Here is a 12,660-nt window from a genome sequence, read left to right on the forward strand (position 1 = left end):
TCAGGGGCCCACCCCCTCCGGCGGGGGACGGCCGCCAACGAGAGCCGAACCACCCACCAGCGGCTCCGCATCCGGATGCCTTGCACGGGTGGTGCGGGTGGGAGAACACGCCCGCGCGAAGCGCGGGGCACCCCCGGCGGGGGAAGGCCGCCGATGACGGCCCGGCCCCCGCCGGCCGCGCGACACCCCACCGGCGGCAAGTCGGACACGGAGACCGCGCCCGGCACGGGCAGCCCCGAACCCCCACAAGCCAAGCGCAGCGAACTGGCATGATCGCAAGCGAACGCCCCGCCCCCACCCGGGCGGCCGCGTTCAACCGGCTGAACGAACAACGAATGCCGCTACTCCGGAGGCGACCGCCGTGACCGAGAAGAATCCCGTGGCCGAATTCCCGCAGGGCAGCGCACTGTTCCGGCTCGATCCCGAGATCGCGCATCTCAACCACGGGTCGTTCGGGGCCGTGCCCATACCCGTGCTGGACGTCCAGGCCGGGCTGCGGGCGCAGGTGGAGGCCGACCCGGACGCCTTCTTCACCGGCGCCCCCGACCTGATCGAGGGCGCCCGCGGGCGGGTCGCCGCGCAGCTGGGGGCGGACGCGGACGGCATCGCGTTCGTGTCCAATGCGACCGAGGCCGCGAACATCGCGATCGCCGCGCTGCCCCTCGACGACGGGGACGAGATCCTCGTGACGGACCACGGGTACGGGACGGTCACTGCGGCCGCCGCGCGCCGGGCGCCGTTGCAGACGGTGGCGCTCGGACTGGAGCTGCCCGATGAGGACGCGGTCTGCGAGGCCGTCCTGGCGGCGGTGACGCCCCGTACGAAGGTGGCCGTGCTCGATCACATCACCTCGCCCACGGCACGGATCGTGGCCGGGCCGCGGCTGCTGGCGGCGCTCGCCGAGCGCGGGGTGATCACCGTGGTCGACGGGGCGCACGCGCTGGGCATGCTGGCCGATCCGCTGGCCGGCGGGGCGGACTTCTGGTTCGGGAACCTGCACAAGTGGGGGTACGCGCCGTCCGGGAGCGCGATCCTCGCGGTGGCTCCGCGGTTCCGGGGGGCCGTTCGGGCGCTCGTACCGTCGTGGGAGGACCACCACGGGTTCCCGCGGAACGTCGAGAACCGGGCGACCGCCGACTACACCGGGTGGCTCGCCGCCCCCGAGGGACTCGACCTGCTGAACCGGCTCGGAGCGGACAAGGTGCGGGCGCACAACAGCGCGATGGCCGCGCACGGCAGTGCGGCGCTCGCCGAGACCGCCGGGCTGGTGCCGCTGCCGTACAGCGAGGAGGTGGCGATGCGGGCCCTGCGGCTGCCGGCCGGCTTCGCCGAGGACCAGGCCGCGGCGCGGGCGCTGCGCATCGAGGTCTTCGAGCGGCTCCGCGCGCGGGTGAACACCTTCGCGTGGCCGGGCGGCGGCGGCCTGCGGGTCTGCGGGCAGATCTACAACCGGCCGGAGGAGTACGAGCGGCTGGCCGAGGGCGTGGCCCGCCTGATCGCCGGGCACCAGGCCGAACGCCGGGCCTGAGGACACCCCCCGGAGAGTCCCCGCGGCGCACTTGTCGACCGTCCCGCCGGCCGCCGGCTACGCCCGGCCGTCCGCTACGCCCGGCCGTCCGCTACGCCCGGCCGCCAGCTACGCCCGGCCCCCCGTGAGCGCGTCCGCGAGGGGGGTGCGGGTGTAGAGCACGCGGCGGCCTTCGCGGGTGCGGGTGACGAGGGCTGCGGCGTGCAGGACGCGCAGGTGCTGGGAGACGGCGCTGGGGGTGACGTGCAGGCGGCGGGCCAGGTCCACGGTGGCCAGGGGTTCCGCGAGGAGGGTCAGGAGGCGGGCCCGGGGGGCGCCGAGGAGGGGGACCAGGTCGGGGGCGGCGGGGGGCGGGGCGGACTCCCAGAGCGTCGCCACGCCGCGGCTCGGGTACATGAGGCCGGGCGGTTCCTGCGGGTCGACCGGTGGGGCCGGCTTGTGGGCGAACACGGACGGGACCAGGAGCAGGCCGCGGCCGGCCGCCTGGGCCTCGTAGCCGAGGACCGTGCGGTGGATGTGGAGGACGCCCCGGGAGCCGGCGTCCTCCCACCGGATCCGGGGGTGCATGTCCGCGAAGAGGAGGCGGGCGCCGCCGCGGGCCAGGCGGCGGGCCCGGTACGTCATGTCGGCCTCGACGACGCGGCGGATCTGCGGCCAGGACGGTGCGACGGCGATCTGCCAGTAGCGGTGCAGGAGTTCGCACAGGGTGTCGCGGAGGTCGGCGGCGCCGGCGTCGTCCGTCGCCGCCGCGTGCAGGGGGGAGGGGAGGGGGTCCGGGGCGTGCGCGGCCAGCAGGTCGCGGCGGACCACGGCGGGCGGGGTGCGACGGACGGCCGCCAGTTCCTCCTCGAAGGCCGGCTCGAAGGACGCCGGGCGCGGGGTGAGGAAGTCGGGGAGGGTGAGGCGGTTCGCGACCAGCGACAGCAGGAGCCCGCTGTCCAGGGCGCCGAGCCGGGCGAGGACGGAGCGGCGCCACGGCAGGTGGAGGGCGGCGATCCCGGGATCGCGCAGTACCCGCAGGCTCAGCACGGTCTCGCCCAGGGGGGAGAAGGCGAACCGGGTGTCGGCCAGGTCCTCGACGCCCAGCTGGAAGCTGATCGTGCCCATGCCCATGCCCACGCTCATGCCCGTGCCGGTTCCGGTGCCCGTGCCGAAGGTGGTGATCATTAAGCAATACGCTACATCAATTGGCAGGGGGGTGGGTGGTCCCGTGGACTGGGCGCATGCCGATGCCGCCGCAGACACCGCTGCCGATCACCGGAGCCCCGACGACCCGGACGGCCTCCGGGCGCCTTCCCTGCTTCGCCCCGCAGTGCTGCGGGGGGTGGCGGTGAGCCGGCGGTTGATGCTGCTGCTGGCCGTCACCTGCGCCGTGGCGGTCGGGAACCTGTACTTTCCGCAGGCCGTGGGGCCGCTCATCGCCGAGGGGATGGGGGTGTCGGAGGAGTCGGCCTCGCTGGTGGTGACCGGCACCCAGATCGGCTACACGGCGGGGATGGTGTTCCTGGTGCCGCTCGGGGACCGGATCCGGCACCGGACGCTGCTCGTCGTGATGCTCTGCCTGACCGGGCTGGCGCTGCTGGCCGCCGGGCTCGCGCCGGCGCTGCCGCAACTGGTCGCGGCGAGTGCGCTCGTCGGGCTGACCACGGTGGCCGCGCAGATCATCGGGCCGATGGCAGCCGGGATGGTCGCCCCCGACCGGCGGGGCGCCGTGCTCGGCACCCTGCTCAGCGGGTCCACCGGCGGCATGCTGCTGGCCCGTACGTTCAGCGGGGTGCTGGGGGAGTGGCTGGGCTGGCGGGCGCCGTACCTGGTGGCCGCGGTCGTGGTGCTGGTGCTGGCGGGCGTGATGGCGTACGCGGTGCCGGACACCGGGGCGGGCGCGGCGGCCCGGCAGCCGTACGCGTCGTTCCTGGCCGAGCCGTTGCGGCTGCTGCGGGCGGAGCCGGAGCTGCGCCGGTCCTGCCTGTACCAGGCGGCTTCGTTCGGCGGGTTCTCGGCCGCCTGGACCACGGTGGCGCTCCTGCTCGACGGGCCCGTGTACGGGCTGGGCGCGCACGCCGTGGGACTGCTCGCACTCGTCGGCGGCGTGACCATGCTGTGCACGCCGTACGCCGGGCGGCTCGTCGACCGGTACGGGTCCGACCCCGTGAACACCGTCTCCCTGCTGGGCATCCTCGGGGCGACGGCGGTCCTCGCAGCCGGCGGGCTCGGGGGCGTGACCGGGCTGGCCGGGCTCACCGTGGGCACACTGCTGCTCGACGTCGCCATGCAGTGCGGGATGGTCGCCAACCAGGCCCGGGTGTACGCGCTGCGGCCCGACGCCCGGGCCCGCCTCAACACGGCGTACATGACCTGCGCGTACCTGGGCGGCACGGTCGGTTCGTGGCTGGGCGTGCGGGCGTACACCGGGTTCGGGTGGATTGCGGTGTGCGGGCTGGTGGCCGGACTGGCGGGGGTGGCCCTGGCGCGGCACCTGGTCGCGGGCTTCGGCCGGCGGGGTCCCCGGGCCGTGGCGGAGGAGGCCCCGGTGGAGAGCCGGGAGCGGGCGGGGTGAATCCTTTTGCCGGGGCGGCGCCTCTTATCACCGTGCCGGCGAACGCCGGCCCGTGACGAGGAGGTTGTGGTGGTCGTGGGAATCGGAATTGCCGCCGGGCTCGTGCTGCTGTGCACGTGCATGCTGGTCCTGAAGCGCCGGCGGGGTGCGCGTGGCTGACACGGTGTGGCCCGGGGAGCAGCTGGTCGCCGCCGCGCAGCGCGGTGACGTCGGCGCGCTCACGGCACTGGTGTCGGGTTCGCATCCGAACGTGCAGCGGTTCGCCCGGTCGTTGTGCGCGACTCCGGAGGACGCCGAGGACGCTGCGCAGGAGGCCCTGATCATCCTGTACCGCAAGATCGGGATGCTGCGGGCGTCCGGCGCGCTGGCCTCGTGGATGTTCCGGATCGTCCGCAACGAGTGCCTGCGGCGCGCGCGGACCCTCGTACGGGACGTCCCGGCGCCGGACGTCGCGCCGGAGGCCCGGGCGGAGTCGGCCGAGGCGGAGGCGCTGCGGCGGCTGGACGCGGGCCGGGTGGCGGCGGCGGTCGCGGCCCTGCCGGCCGACCAGCGGCTGGTACTGGTGATGCGGGACGTGCAGGGCCACAGCGGTCGGGCCGTCGCTGAGGCGCTCGGGATCGGCACGGCGGCCATGAAGTCGCGTCTGCACCGGGGGCGGGCCGCGGTCCGCAAGACCCTCCTCGACACGTACGCGTACGAACCGGACCCGGGAGGCGACCGTGACCGCGAAGACCACTGACGGGCCCGACTACGCGAGCGCTTCGCTGCCCCGGCACCTGGCGCGCGGCGCGGTCGGCTTCGGCGCACTGGCCGGGGCGGTCGCACTGCTCCCGGTGGTGGGGCCGGTCGGTCTGCTGCTCCTGCCCGCCGGGCTGTTCGCGCTGCGCGGCTGCCCGATGTGCTGGGCGGTGGGGCTGGCGCAGACCGTGTCCCGGGGGCGGCTGCGGCGGTCGTGCGAGGGCGGGCAGTGCAGCCTGACCGTGGCGGGGGGGCCGGAAGGGCCCGTGAGGGGGCGGGGGCTCAGGCGGGTGTGAGGACGTCCTCGTCGGTGCCGTCGAGGACGAAGCCGTTGTCGAGGCGGACTCGGGCCGTCACCCGGGCGCCGCGGGCCTGGAACGCCGTCCACTCGGGTTCCAGGGCGGCGACCTCCTCCGCGAGGCGGTTGCGGCTCTCCTCGGGCATCGTGTGGCCGTAGTCGTCGAGGAGGGCCCGCAGGCGCTCGTACTCGCGGACCCCGTGGGCGGGCTGCTGCCCGTCGACCCGTTCGACGGTGCCCTCGGTGCCCGCCGCCAGCGACAGGAAGCCGGCGGCGGCGCCCGACGGCCCGGCGACGGCCTCGCCCAGGGCGAGGTCCACCGCCAGCCGGACCCGGAGGCCTGCGTGCAGGGTCATCGTTGCTCCGTCCGTGCCGGTCGCCGGGCCGCCGCCGTCACGCGCGGCGCAGCAGGTAGGTGTCCATGATCCAGCCCTTGCGGGCGCGGGCCTCGGTGCGCAGCTCCTCGATCCGCCCGGAGACCTCCGCGAGCTTGCCCGAGACCAGGATCTCGTCGGGCGTGCCGACGTACGCACCCCAGTAGATCGTGAGGTCCTGGTCGAGGTGGCGGGTGAACGCGTGCCGGGCGTCGAGCATGACCACGACGTCGTCGGCGTCCTGCGGCCAGCCCTCGGCGAGCCGTCGGCCGGTGGTGATCTGGACCGGGCGGCCCACCCGGTTCAGGTTCGTACGGTGCTTCGCGAGCAGCGCCGAGACGCTGCTGATGCCCGGGACCACCTCGTACTCGAAGGCGACGCGGCCGCGTTCGGTGACCTCTTCGAGGATCGCGAGCGTCGAGTCGTACAGCGACGGGTCGCCCCACACCAGGAAGGCGCCGGTGCCGTCCTCGGCGAGGTCCTCGGCGATGAACCGCTCGAAGATCTCCGCGCGGGCACTGCGCCAGCCGTCGACGGTCGGCGCGTACTGCGCCGGGGTCCGGTCGCGGTCCGGGTCGCGGCCCTCGACCAGCCGGTGTCCGGGCCGGGCGTGTGCCGCCAGCATGGCGCGCCGCAGGCCGGTCAGGTCCGCCTTCTCCTCGCCCTTCTCCAGGATGAGGAACGCGTCCGTGGCCGCGATCGCCTTGACCGCCTGCAGGGTCAGGTGGTCCGGGTCGCCCGCGCCGATGCCGATGACATAGAACTTTCTCACCCTGCCGAGTCTGCCCCATGCGGTCCCGGCCCGTGCCGTCAGGTCCCGCTATCCTCCGGGCATGCGTGTCGCCCTGTTCGTCACCTGCGTCAACGACGCGCTGTACCCGGGCACCGGCATCGCCGTCGTGCGCCTGCTGGAGCGGCTGGGCGTGACCGTGGACTTCCCCGCCGCGCAGAGCTGCTGCGGGCAGGCCGTGTACAACACGGGGTACCGGTACGAGACCGAGCCGCTGGTACGGCGCACCGCGCGCGCCTTCGAGGGGTACCGGTACGTGGTCACCCCGTCCGGGTCCTGCGCGGCGATGGTCCGCGAGCAGTACCCGCGGATCGGGCGGCGGGCCGCGGCCGAGGGGCGCGGCGGGGAACTCGCGGAGCTCGCCGCGGGGCTCGCGCCGCGGGTGTACGAGCTGACGGAGTTCCTCGTCGACGTGCTGGGCGTGACCGACGTCGGTGCGTACTTCCCGCACCGCGTCGCCTACCACCCGTCCTGCCACGGGCTGCGTGCACTGGGGCTCGGCGACCGTCCGCGCCGGCTGCTCGCGGCGGTCCGCGGGCTGGAACTGCGGGAGCTGGAGGGGGCGGAGGAGTGCTGCGGCTTCGGCGGCACGTTCGCCCTGAAGAACCCCGACGTGTCGGTGGCCATGGGCGTCGACAAGGTCCGGGCGGTCGGGGCTTCGGGGGCGGACGTGCTGTGCGGGGGCGACAACTCCTGTCTTGCACACCTGGGCGGGCTGCTGGACCGTCGGGGGCAGGCCGTGCGGGCCGTGCACCTTGCGGAGGTCCTCGCGGCCACGGAGGAGCGGCCGTGGCCGGGGACGTTGCGAGAACGGGGGTCACGGTGGTGAGCGGTGCTTTCCTCGGCATGCCCGCGTTTCCCGAGGCCGCCCGGGCCGCGGTCCACGATGCGACGCTCCGCGCGAACCTCCGGCACGCCACCCGCACCATCCGCGACAAGCGGGCCCGGGCCGTCGCCGAGCTCGCGGACTTCCCGCAGCTGCGCGCCGCCGGGCACGCCGTCAAGGACCACACGCTCCGCCATCTCGACACGTACCTGCTCCGGTTGGAGGCCGCGGTGACCGCCGCCGGCGGCACCGTCCACTGGGCCGCCGACGCCGCCGAGGCCAACCGGATCGTCACCGAGCTGGTGCTGGCCACCGGCGAACGCGAAGCCGTCAAGGTCAAGTCCATGGCCACCCAGGAGACCGGTCTCAACGAAGCCCTCGCCGAGGCCGGCATCCGGGCCTACGAGACCGACCTCGCCGAACTCATCGTGCAGCTGGGCCACGACCGGCCCTCCCACATCCTGGTGCCCGCCATCCACCGCAACCGGTCCGAGATCCGCGACATCTTCCGCGCGGAGATGGGAGGTTGGGGCCGCCCGGCCCCCGAAGGGCTCGGCGACGACCCGCGGGAACTCGCCGAAGCCGCCCGGCTGCACCTGCGCGAGAAGTTCCTCCGCGCCAAAGTCGGCATCTCCGGCGCCAACTTCATGGTCGCCGAGACCGGCACCCTCGTCGTCCTCGAATCCGAGGGCAACGGCCGGATGTGCCTGACCCTCCCCGAGACGCTGATCTCCGTCGTCGGCATCGAGAAGGTGGTGCCGACCTTCCGCGACCTGGAGATCTTCCTCCAGACCCTGCCGCGCTCCGCCACCGCCGAGCGGATGAACCCGTACACCACCCTGTGGACCGGCACCACCGACGGCGACGGCCCCCGCACCTTCCACCTGGTGCTCCTCGACAACGGCCGCACCGACACCCTCGCCGACGACGTCGGCCGGCAGGCCCTGCGCTGCATCCGCTGCTCCGCGTGCCTCAACGTCTGCCCCGTCTACGAGCGCGCCGGCGGCCACGCGTACGGCTCCGTCTACCCCGGCCCCATCGGCGCCATCCTCAGCCCCCAGCTCCGCGGCACCGCAAGCGGGATCGACGCCTCGCTGCCGTTCGCCTCCACCCTGTGCGGAGCCTGCTACGAGGTCTGCCCGGTCGGCATCGACATCCCCGAGGTCCTCGTCCACCTCCGCGAACGCATCGTCCAGGGCGGGCCGGTGACCCGCGCCGGTGCCCGGGTCCGGATCAGGCCCGCGCGCGGCCACGCCGCCGAACGCGCCGCCGTGCGCGCCGCCCGCCTCCTCCTCGACCGGCCCACCGCCCTCCACACCGCCGAACGCCTCCTCGCCCGCGCCCGCCGCCTGCGCCACCTGCCCGGCCCCGGCCGCGCCTGGACCGACACCCGCGCCCTCCCCGCCGTCCCCGCCGAGCCCTTCCGCGACTGGTGGCGACGCGAACGCGAGCCGCAGCGGTGACCGCCCACGACACCTCCGCGAACGGGGCCCCGCGCATGACCGGCCGTGACGTCGTCCTCGCCCGGATCCGCCGCGCCCTCGCCGGCGCGCCGCCGGCCGCACCCGTACCCCGCGACTACCTGCGGGTGCACGCCGACCGGAGCCCGCAGCAGTGCGCCGACCTGCTCGCCGAACACCTCGCCGACTACCGCGCCCGGGTCCACCGCACCGGCCCCGACGGCCTGCCCGCCACCCTCACCCGGCTGCTCTCCGCAGCCCGCGGCGTCCTGGTCCCCGACGGCCTGCCCGGCACCTGGCTCGCCGCCGCCACCGCGGCCGGCGCCGTCCTCCTCGCCGACCGGCCCGAGGACACCCCCGCCGAACTCGACCGCGCCGACGCCGTCCTCACCGGCTGCGCCCTCGCCATCGCCGAGACCGGCACCATCGTCCTCGACGGCGGCCCCGCCCAGGGCCGCCGCCGCCTCACCCTCGTCCCCGACCACCACGTCTGCGTCGTCCACGCCCCCGCCCAGGTCGTCGACTCCGTCCCGCAGGCCCTCGAACGCCTCGACCCCACCCGGCCCCTCACCTGGATCTCCGGGCCCTCCGCCACCAGCGACATCGAACTCGACCGAGTGGAGGGCGTTCACGGCCCCCGCACGCTGGATGTCGTCCTCGTGTGGTCACAATGAGCCCATGCCCACGCATATCGCCCTGACTGCGCTCGTCGTCACCGACTACGACGAGGCCATCGACTTCTACACCCGGGCCCTCGGCTTCGACCTCGTCGAGGACACCCCCCGCCCCGACGGCTCCCGCTGGGTCGTCGTCAGGCCGCCCGGCGCCACCGAGTCCGCCCTGCTCCTGGCCCGCGCCAAGAACGACGCCCAGCGCGCCCGCGTCGGCGACCAGACCGGCGGCCGCGTCGGCTTCTTCCTCTACACCGCCGACTTCGCGACCGACCACACCCGCATGACCCGCGCCGGCGTCCACTTCCTGGAAGAGCCCCGCCACGAACCGTACGGCTCGGTCGCCGTCTTCGAAGACCTCTACGGCAACCGCTGGGACCTACTCCAGCCCGCCGAGTAGCCGCGGCGCCTCGGCCGCTGCGTCCACCGCCCCCGCGGCGGCCTCCACCCGTCCCGCCAACCCCTCGGCCCACGCCACCAGTCCCGGCAGGTCGAACCCGTGCGGGCCGCGCCCCGCACCGGCGTACGCGCCCTCCCCGTACGCCCCCTGCACCCCCGTCAGGCCCTGCGCCCCGCGCCGCAACAGCCGCGCCCCGCCCACCGCATTGCCGCGCGCCGCATGGGTGAGCCCCACCGCCAGCTGCGCCAGCGCCCGCCACAGCGCCGCCTCCTCGGTCGGCCGCGACTTCCACGCGTCCTCGAACACCTCGTGCGCGTGGAACGGCATCCCGGCGTCCAGCAGCCGCTGCGCCTCCCGCACGGTCTCCGCCGGCGCCCGAACGACGCCCTCGGGCTGCCGCTCCACCCCGGCCGCCCCGTACGCCAGCGGCCGCCCCAGCCCGTCCCGGGGCCGCGCGTTCCGCGCCCGCCCCGCCCCGTCCCGATCCCGCCGCTCCGACCCGCTCACACCCCCATTCTCGCCCGCCCCAGCCCCGAACGATCACCGGTACGCACGCACCCCCTGCCGTGGGGTAATGTTCTTCCTGCACGCCGACCCGGGCGAAACCCCAGGTCAGCAGGCACCGGGACGTGGCGCAGCTTGGTAGCGCACTTGACTGGGGGTCAAGGGGTCGCAGGTTCAAATCCTGTCGTCCCGACTTGCGAGTACGCAGGTCGGAGGCCGTTCTCTCATCCGTGAGAGGGCGGCCTTCCGTGTGTTCCGGGCCGGTGCCCGACATCGCCGTCACGTGCGGGTGACGCCCGGGTCCTCCGGATCCTCCAGCGACAGGGTGAGGGCGAGCTGTTGCAGGATCTGGGCGCTGGTCTGCGGGGGGTCGGTGCCGTCGTGGGCGTCGGCCAGGGCCTCGAAGGCCATGAGGAAGCCGTTCACCAGGGCGCTCAGCGGCTCGGACAGCTGCTCCAGCACCGCACCGCCCGCCTCCGCGGCCGTGGCGTCGGCCGGCACCTGGAACCGGGTCGGGATCGCCTCGCCCAGCAGGTCGGAGACGTAGTCGTCACCCGCGCCCGCCCGGGTGGCGGTCAGGGCGGCGATGGCGGTGAGCTTGACCTCGTTCTCGTTCACGCCTGCCTGCGTTCTGTCGGCTCCCGGGCCCCCGGCACGTCTGCCGGACCCCGGCTCACCCTGGGCGTCTGTCCCGGGCGCCGCGCTCCGAAACCCTGCGCCGACGGCTGCGGCAGGTGCGGGCGCTCCGGACGCGGGACACTGGACCCGACAGGAGGTCCGCCATGGGCAGCGCGCGTGAAGCAGGGGACGTCCGGGAGTACGAGGTGGTGTTCGCGGCGCCGGACGGTGCCGCCGAGGACGTCGTGCGCATGACCCGCACGGCCGCGGCCGGTCCCGGCGGCCATCCGGTCTACGAGGACGGCAGCGGCATCGTCCGCGCGGAGATCAGCGACCGCGGGGAGGTGCGGGTGCTGGCGACCGGGGGCGGCCAGCAGGCGGCCCGGGTCCTCAGGGTCCGCCCGCTCGCCTGACCGCCGTCATGCCGCGCGGGCGCGGTGCGGCTCCTCGGCCTCCGCGCCGGGGCCCGGCCCGGCGGGGCGGCGGGCACTCAGCAGGCCGAGCATCTCCTCCATGACCGTGCCGAAGTCCCGCCAGGGCTCCGGCGGGGCCTCGGCGCGCGGGCGGCCGGCAGCCGGCCGGCGACCACTCCCGGATGACGGCATCGCGATCGACTCCTCCGGTCGGGCGGGCGCACCCCGGCACGGGCGCGCACGGTTGCGGACAGGGCGTCTGCCCCGATCCGCCGCAGCCATGCGCGCCCGCGGGCCCGCCGGGGCCCGGGACGCCGCCCGGTCAGTCGACCGGCTTGCCCGGCTGGTCGTGGGTCGCGCAGTGGATGCCGCCGCCACCGGTGGCGATGGTGTCGATGGACACCGGGACCACGTCCCGCTTGGGGAAGTGCTCGCGGAGGATGCCGCGGGCCCGGTCGTCCGCCTTCCGGTCGCCGAACTTGGGCATGAACACAGCGTCGTTGGCGACGTAGAAGTTGGCGTAGGTGGACAGGAAGTCGTCGCTGTAGCCGGTGATCCGGTCCGGGTCGGGCTGCGGGAGGTCGATGATCTCGAAGCGCCTGCCCCGGGCGTCGGTCGACCGGTCGAGGACGGCCTTGGCCTGGTCGGACGAGCGGGACCAGGAGTCCGGCGGGGTGCCCGGGAACGCCCGGTCCAGCAGGATGACGCCGGGCTCGGTGAACCGTACGAGGCTGTCGACGTGGGCGTCCGTGATGTCCTCGCCGCGCACGCCGGCCAGCCAGATGACCTTCTGCATGCCCAGCAGGTCCTTCAGCTCGGCCTCGATCCGGTCCCGGCTCTTCCCCCGGTTGCGGTTGTCGTTGACGATCGAGCTCTCGGTGATCAGCAGGGTGCCCTGGCCGTCGGTCTCGAACGAGCCGCCCTCGGCGATCAGCGGGGCCTGCACGCGGGGCACCCGGTACTTCGACAGCAGGGCCCGGCCGACCTTGCCGTCGTTGCCGTGCTGCTGCTTGTTGCCCCAGCCGTTGAAGTTGAAGTCGATGCCGGTGACCTTGCCGGCCTCCTCGACGAAGACCGGGACGGTGTCCCGGGCCCACAGGTCGTCGACCGGCAGCGCCAGCACCTCGACCTGCGAGCCGCACGCCCGCTGCGCGGCGGCCTGCTGGTCCGGGCGGGCGAGCACCACGACGTACTCGTACTCGGCGATGGCCCGCGCCACCCGCGCGATGTCCTTGCGGACGTACGGCAGGTCCTCGCCCCACACCGACTCCAGCGCCGGCCACGACATGAAGGTGCGGGCGTGGCTCTCCCACTCGGCCGGCAGCCGGCGGCCGCCCTCGGCGCGCGCCGAGCGGGCCAGGGCCGCCGTGTCCGAGGACTCCGGGTCGCCGGGCCCGCACGCCGAGGCGCCGAGCGCGAGGACGCCGGCCCCGGCGAGCGTACGCAGCGCCGCGCGGCGGGAGGGGAGGAAGTCGAACATGAG

General features: G+C 75.0%; 16 protein-coding genes and 1 tRNA gene. 10 read left to right on the forward strand and 7 right to left on the reverse strand.

Annotation, left to right across the window (positions count from 1 at the left end):
• Positions 1-361: 361 nt before the first annotated feature.
• A complete protein-coding gene (locus LG634_RS04420) occupies positions 362-1,528 on the forward strand; it encodes an aminotransferase class V-fold PLP-dependent enzyme (RefSeq protein ID WP_226732256.1) in 1,167 nt (388 codons plus the stop codon).
• A 108-nt stretch (positions 1,529-1,636) separates the two neighbouring features.
• On the opposite strand, the gene LG634_RS04425 is transcribed toward LG634_RS04420, so the two are convergent.
• On the reverse strand, positions 1,637-2,635 hold the full coding sequence (locus LG634_RS04425; protein WP_226732360.1) for an ArsR/SmtB family transcription factor: 999 nt from the start codon (positions 2,633-2,635) through the stop codon (positions 1,637-1,639).
• 223 nt (positions 2,636-2,858) lie between these two features.
• Between LG634_RS04425 and LG634_RS04430 the strand changes: the two genes are divergently transcribed.
• The 3 genes from LG634_RS04430 to LG634_RS04440 all read left to right on the forward strand — a co-directional run bounded on the left by LG634_RS04430 (position 2,859) and on the right by LG634_RS04440 (position 5,119).
• The gene (locus LG634_RS04430) at positions 2,859-4,085 is read left to right on the forward strand and encodes an MFS transporter (protein ID WP_226732257.1); all 1,227 of its coding nucleotides are present in this window, start codon (positions 2,859-2,861) and stop codon (positions 4,083-4,085) included.
• Positions 4,086-4,236: 151 nt separating this feature from the next.
• Positions 4,237-4,824 carry an RNA polymerase sigma factor gene (locus LG634_RS04435; protein ID WP_226732258.1) on the forward strand — a complete coding sequence of 196 codons (588 nt, stop codon included), beginning with the start codon at positions 4,237-4,239 and terminating at the stop codon, positions 4,822-4,824.
• Positions 4,805-5,119, forward strand: a complete 315-nt coding sequence (locus LG634_RS04440) for a hypothetical protein (RefSeq protein WP_226732259.1) — start codon at positions 4,805-4,807, stop codon at positions 5,117-5,119. Before LG634_RS04435 ends, LG634_RS04440 begins: the two co-directional genes overlap by 20 nt.
• Here LG634_RS04440 and LG634_RS04445 read toward each other — a convergent pair.
• Together LG634_RS04445 and cobF are read right to left on the reverse strand one after the other, a co-directional pair.
• Positions 5,106-5,477 carry a hypothetical protein gene (locus LG634_RS04445; protein WP_226732260.1) on the reverse strand — a complete coding sequence of 124 codons (372 nt, stop codon included), beginning with the start codon at positions 5,475-5,477 and terminating at the stop codon, positions 5,106-5,108. The two genes, LG634_RS04440 and LG634_RS04445, sit on opposite strands and share 14 nt — an antisense overlap.
• 37 nt (positions 5,478-5,514) lie before the next feature.
• Positions 5,515-6,267 (reverse strand): precorrin-6A synthase (deacetylating), encoded by a 753-nt coding sequence (gene cobF, locus LG634_RS04450; protein ID WP_226732261.1) that lies wholly within the window; start codon positions 6,265-6,267, stop codon positions 5,515-5,517.
• A gap of 61 nt (positions 6,268-6,328) precedes the next feature.
• Here cobF and LG634_RS04455 point away from each other — a divergent pair, with 61 nt between their 5' ends.
• Genes LG634_RS04455 through LG634_RS04470 form a run of 4 tightly spaced genes read left to right on the forward strand, consistent with a single transcriptional unit; the run spans position 6,329 to position 9,642 of the window.
• Complete coding sequence (locus LG634_RS04455; RefSeq protein WP_226732262.1) at positions 6,329-7,114, forward strand: (Fe-S)-binding protein; 786 nt, start codon at positions 6,329-6,331, stop codon at positions 7,112-7,114.
• Positions 7,115-7,131: 17 nt separating this feature from the next.
• The gene (locus LG634_RS04460) at positions 7,132-8,574 is read left to right on the forward strand and encodes a lactate utilization protein B (protein WP_264202703.1); all 1,443 of its coding nucleotides are present in this window, start codon (positions 7,132-7,134) and stop codon (positions 8,572-8,574) included.
• 35 nt (positions 8,575-8,609) lie between these two features.
• A complete protein-coding gene (locus LG634_RS04465; protein ID WP_226732264.1) occupies positions 8,610-9,245 on the forward strand; it encodes a LutC/YkgG family protein in 636 nt (211 codons plus the stop codon).
• Positions 9,246-9,249: 4 nt separating this feature from the next.
• Positions 9,250-9,642, forward strand: a complete 393-nt coding sequence (locus tag LG634_RS04470) for a VOC family protein (protein WP_226732265.1) — start codon at positions 9,250-9,252, stop codon at positions 9,640-9,642.
• Here the strand turns inward: LG634_RS04470 and LG634_RS04475 are convergent.
• Entirely contained in the window at positions 9,622-10,149 is a 528-nt protein-coding gene (locus tag LG634_RS04475) for a DUF309 domain-containing protein (RefSeq protein WP_226732266.1), read from the reverse strand. The two genes, LG634_RS04470 and LG634_RS04475, sit on opposite strands and share 21 nt — an antisense overlap.
• A 116-nt stretch (positions 10,150-10,265) precedes the next feature.
• Between LG634_RS04475 and LG634_RS04480 the strand changes: the two genes are divergently transcribed.
• A tRNA-Pro gene (locus LG634_RS04480) sits at positions 10,266-10,339 on the forward strand.
• An 86-nt stretch (positions 10,340-10,425) separates the two neighbouring features.
• Here LG634_RS04480 and LG634_RS04485 read toward each other — a convergent pair.
• Positions 10,426-10,764, reverse strand: coding sequence for a hypothetical protein (locus tag LG634_RS04485; RefSeq protein ID WP_226732267.1), 339 nt, complete (start codon positions 10,762-10,764; stop codon positions 10,426-10,428).
• Between the two features lie 164 nt (positions 10,765-10,928).
• On the opposite strand from LG634_RS04485, the gene LG634_RS04490 reads away from it, so the two are divergent.
• A complete protein-coding gene (locus tag LG634_RS04490; RefSeq protein ID WP_226732268.1) occupies positions 10,929-11,177 on the forward strand; it encodes a DUF6296 family protein in 249 nt (82 codons plus the stop codon).
• 6 nt (positions 11,178-11,183) lie between these two features.
• On the opposite strand, the gene LG634_RS04495 is transcribed toward LG634_RS04490, so the two are convergent.
• A complete protein-coding gene (locus LG634_RS04495) occupies positions 11,184-11,369 on the reverse strand; it encodes a hypothetical protein (RefSeq protein WP_226732269.1) in 186 nt (61 codons plus the stop codon).
• A gap of 130 nt (positions 11,370-11,499) precedes the next feature.
• The gene (locus tag LG634_RS04500) at positions 11,500-12,657 is read right to left on the reverse strand and encodes an agmatine deiminase family protein (RefSeq protein WP_226732270.1); all 1,158 of its coding nucleotides are present in this window, start codon (positions 12,655-12,657) and stop codon (positions 11,500-11,502) included.
• Between the last annotated feature and the right edge of the window lie 3 nt (positions 12,658-12,660).

Origin of the sequence: Streptomyces bambusae, from assembly GCF_020532645.1 — a bacterium.
In the GTDB taxonomy this organism is placed as follows: Bacteria; Actinomycetota; Actinomycetes; order Streptomycetales; family Streptomycetaceae; genus Streptomyces; species Streptomyces bambusae.

Excerpts from the sequence above, each read along its gene's own strand:
- LG634_RS04465 (WP_226732264.1), top strand. The coding sequence starts at position 8,610 with ATGACCGGCCGTGACGTCGTCCTCGCCCGGATCCGCCGCGCCCTCGCC.
- LG634_RS04445 (WP_226732260.1), bottom strand. The coding sequence starts at position 5,477 with ATGACCCTGCACGCAGGCCTCCGGGTCCGGCTGGCGGTGGACCTCGCC.
- LG634_RS04425 (WP_226732360.1), bottom strand. The coding sequence starts at position 2,635 with ATGGGCACGATCAGCTTCCAGCTGGGCGTCGAGGACCTGGCCGACACC.
- LG634_RS04495 (WP_226732269.1), bottom strand. The coding sequence starts at position 11,369 with ATGCCGTCATCCGGGAGTGGTCGCCGGCCGGCTGCCGGCCGCCCGCGC.
- LG634_RS04500 (WP_226732270.1), bottom strand. The coding sequence starts at position 12,657 with ATGTTCGACTTCCTCCCCTCCCGCCGCGCGGCGCTGCGTACGCTCGCC.
- LG634_RS04470 (WP_226732265.1), top strand. The coding sequence starts at position 9,250 with ATGCCCACGCATATCGCCCTGACTGCGCTCGTCGTCACCGACTACGAC.
- LG634_RS04455 (WP_226732262.1), top strand. The coding sequence starts at position 6,329 with ATGCGTGTCGCCCTGTTCGTCACCTGCGTCAACGACGCGCTGTACCCG.
- LG634_RS04460 (WP_264202703.1), top strand. The coding sequence starts at position 7,132 with ATGCCCGCGTTTCCCGAGGCCGCCCGGGCCGCGGTCCACGATGCGACG.
- LG634_RS04490 (WP_226732268.1), top strand. The coding sequence starts at position 10,929 with ATGGGCAGCGCGCGTGAAGCAGGGGACGTCCGGGAGTACGAGGTGGTG.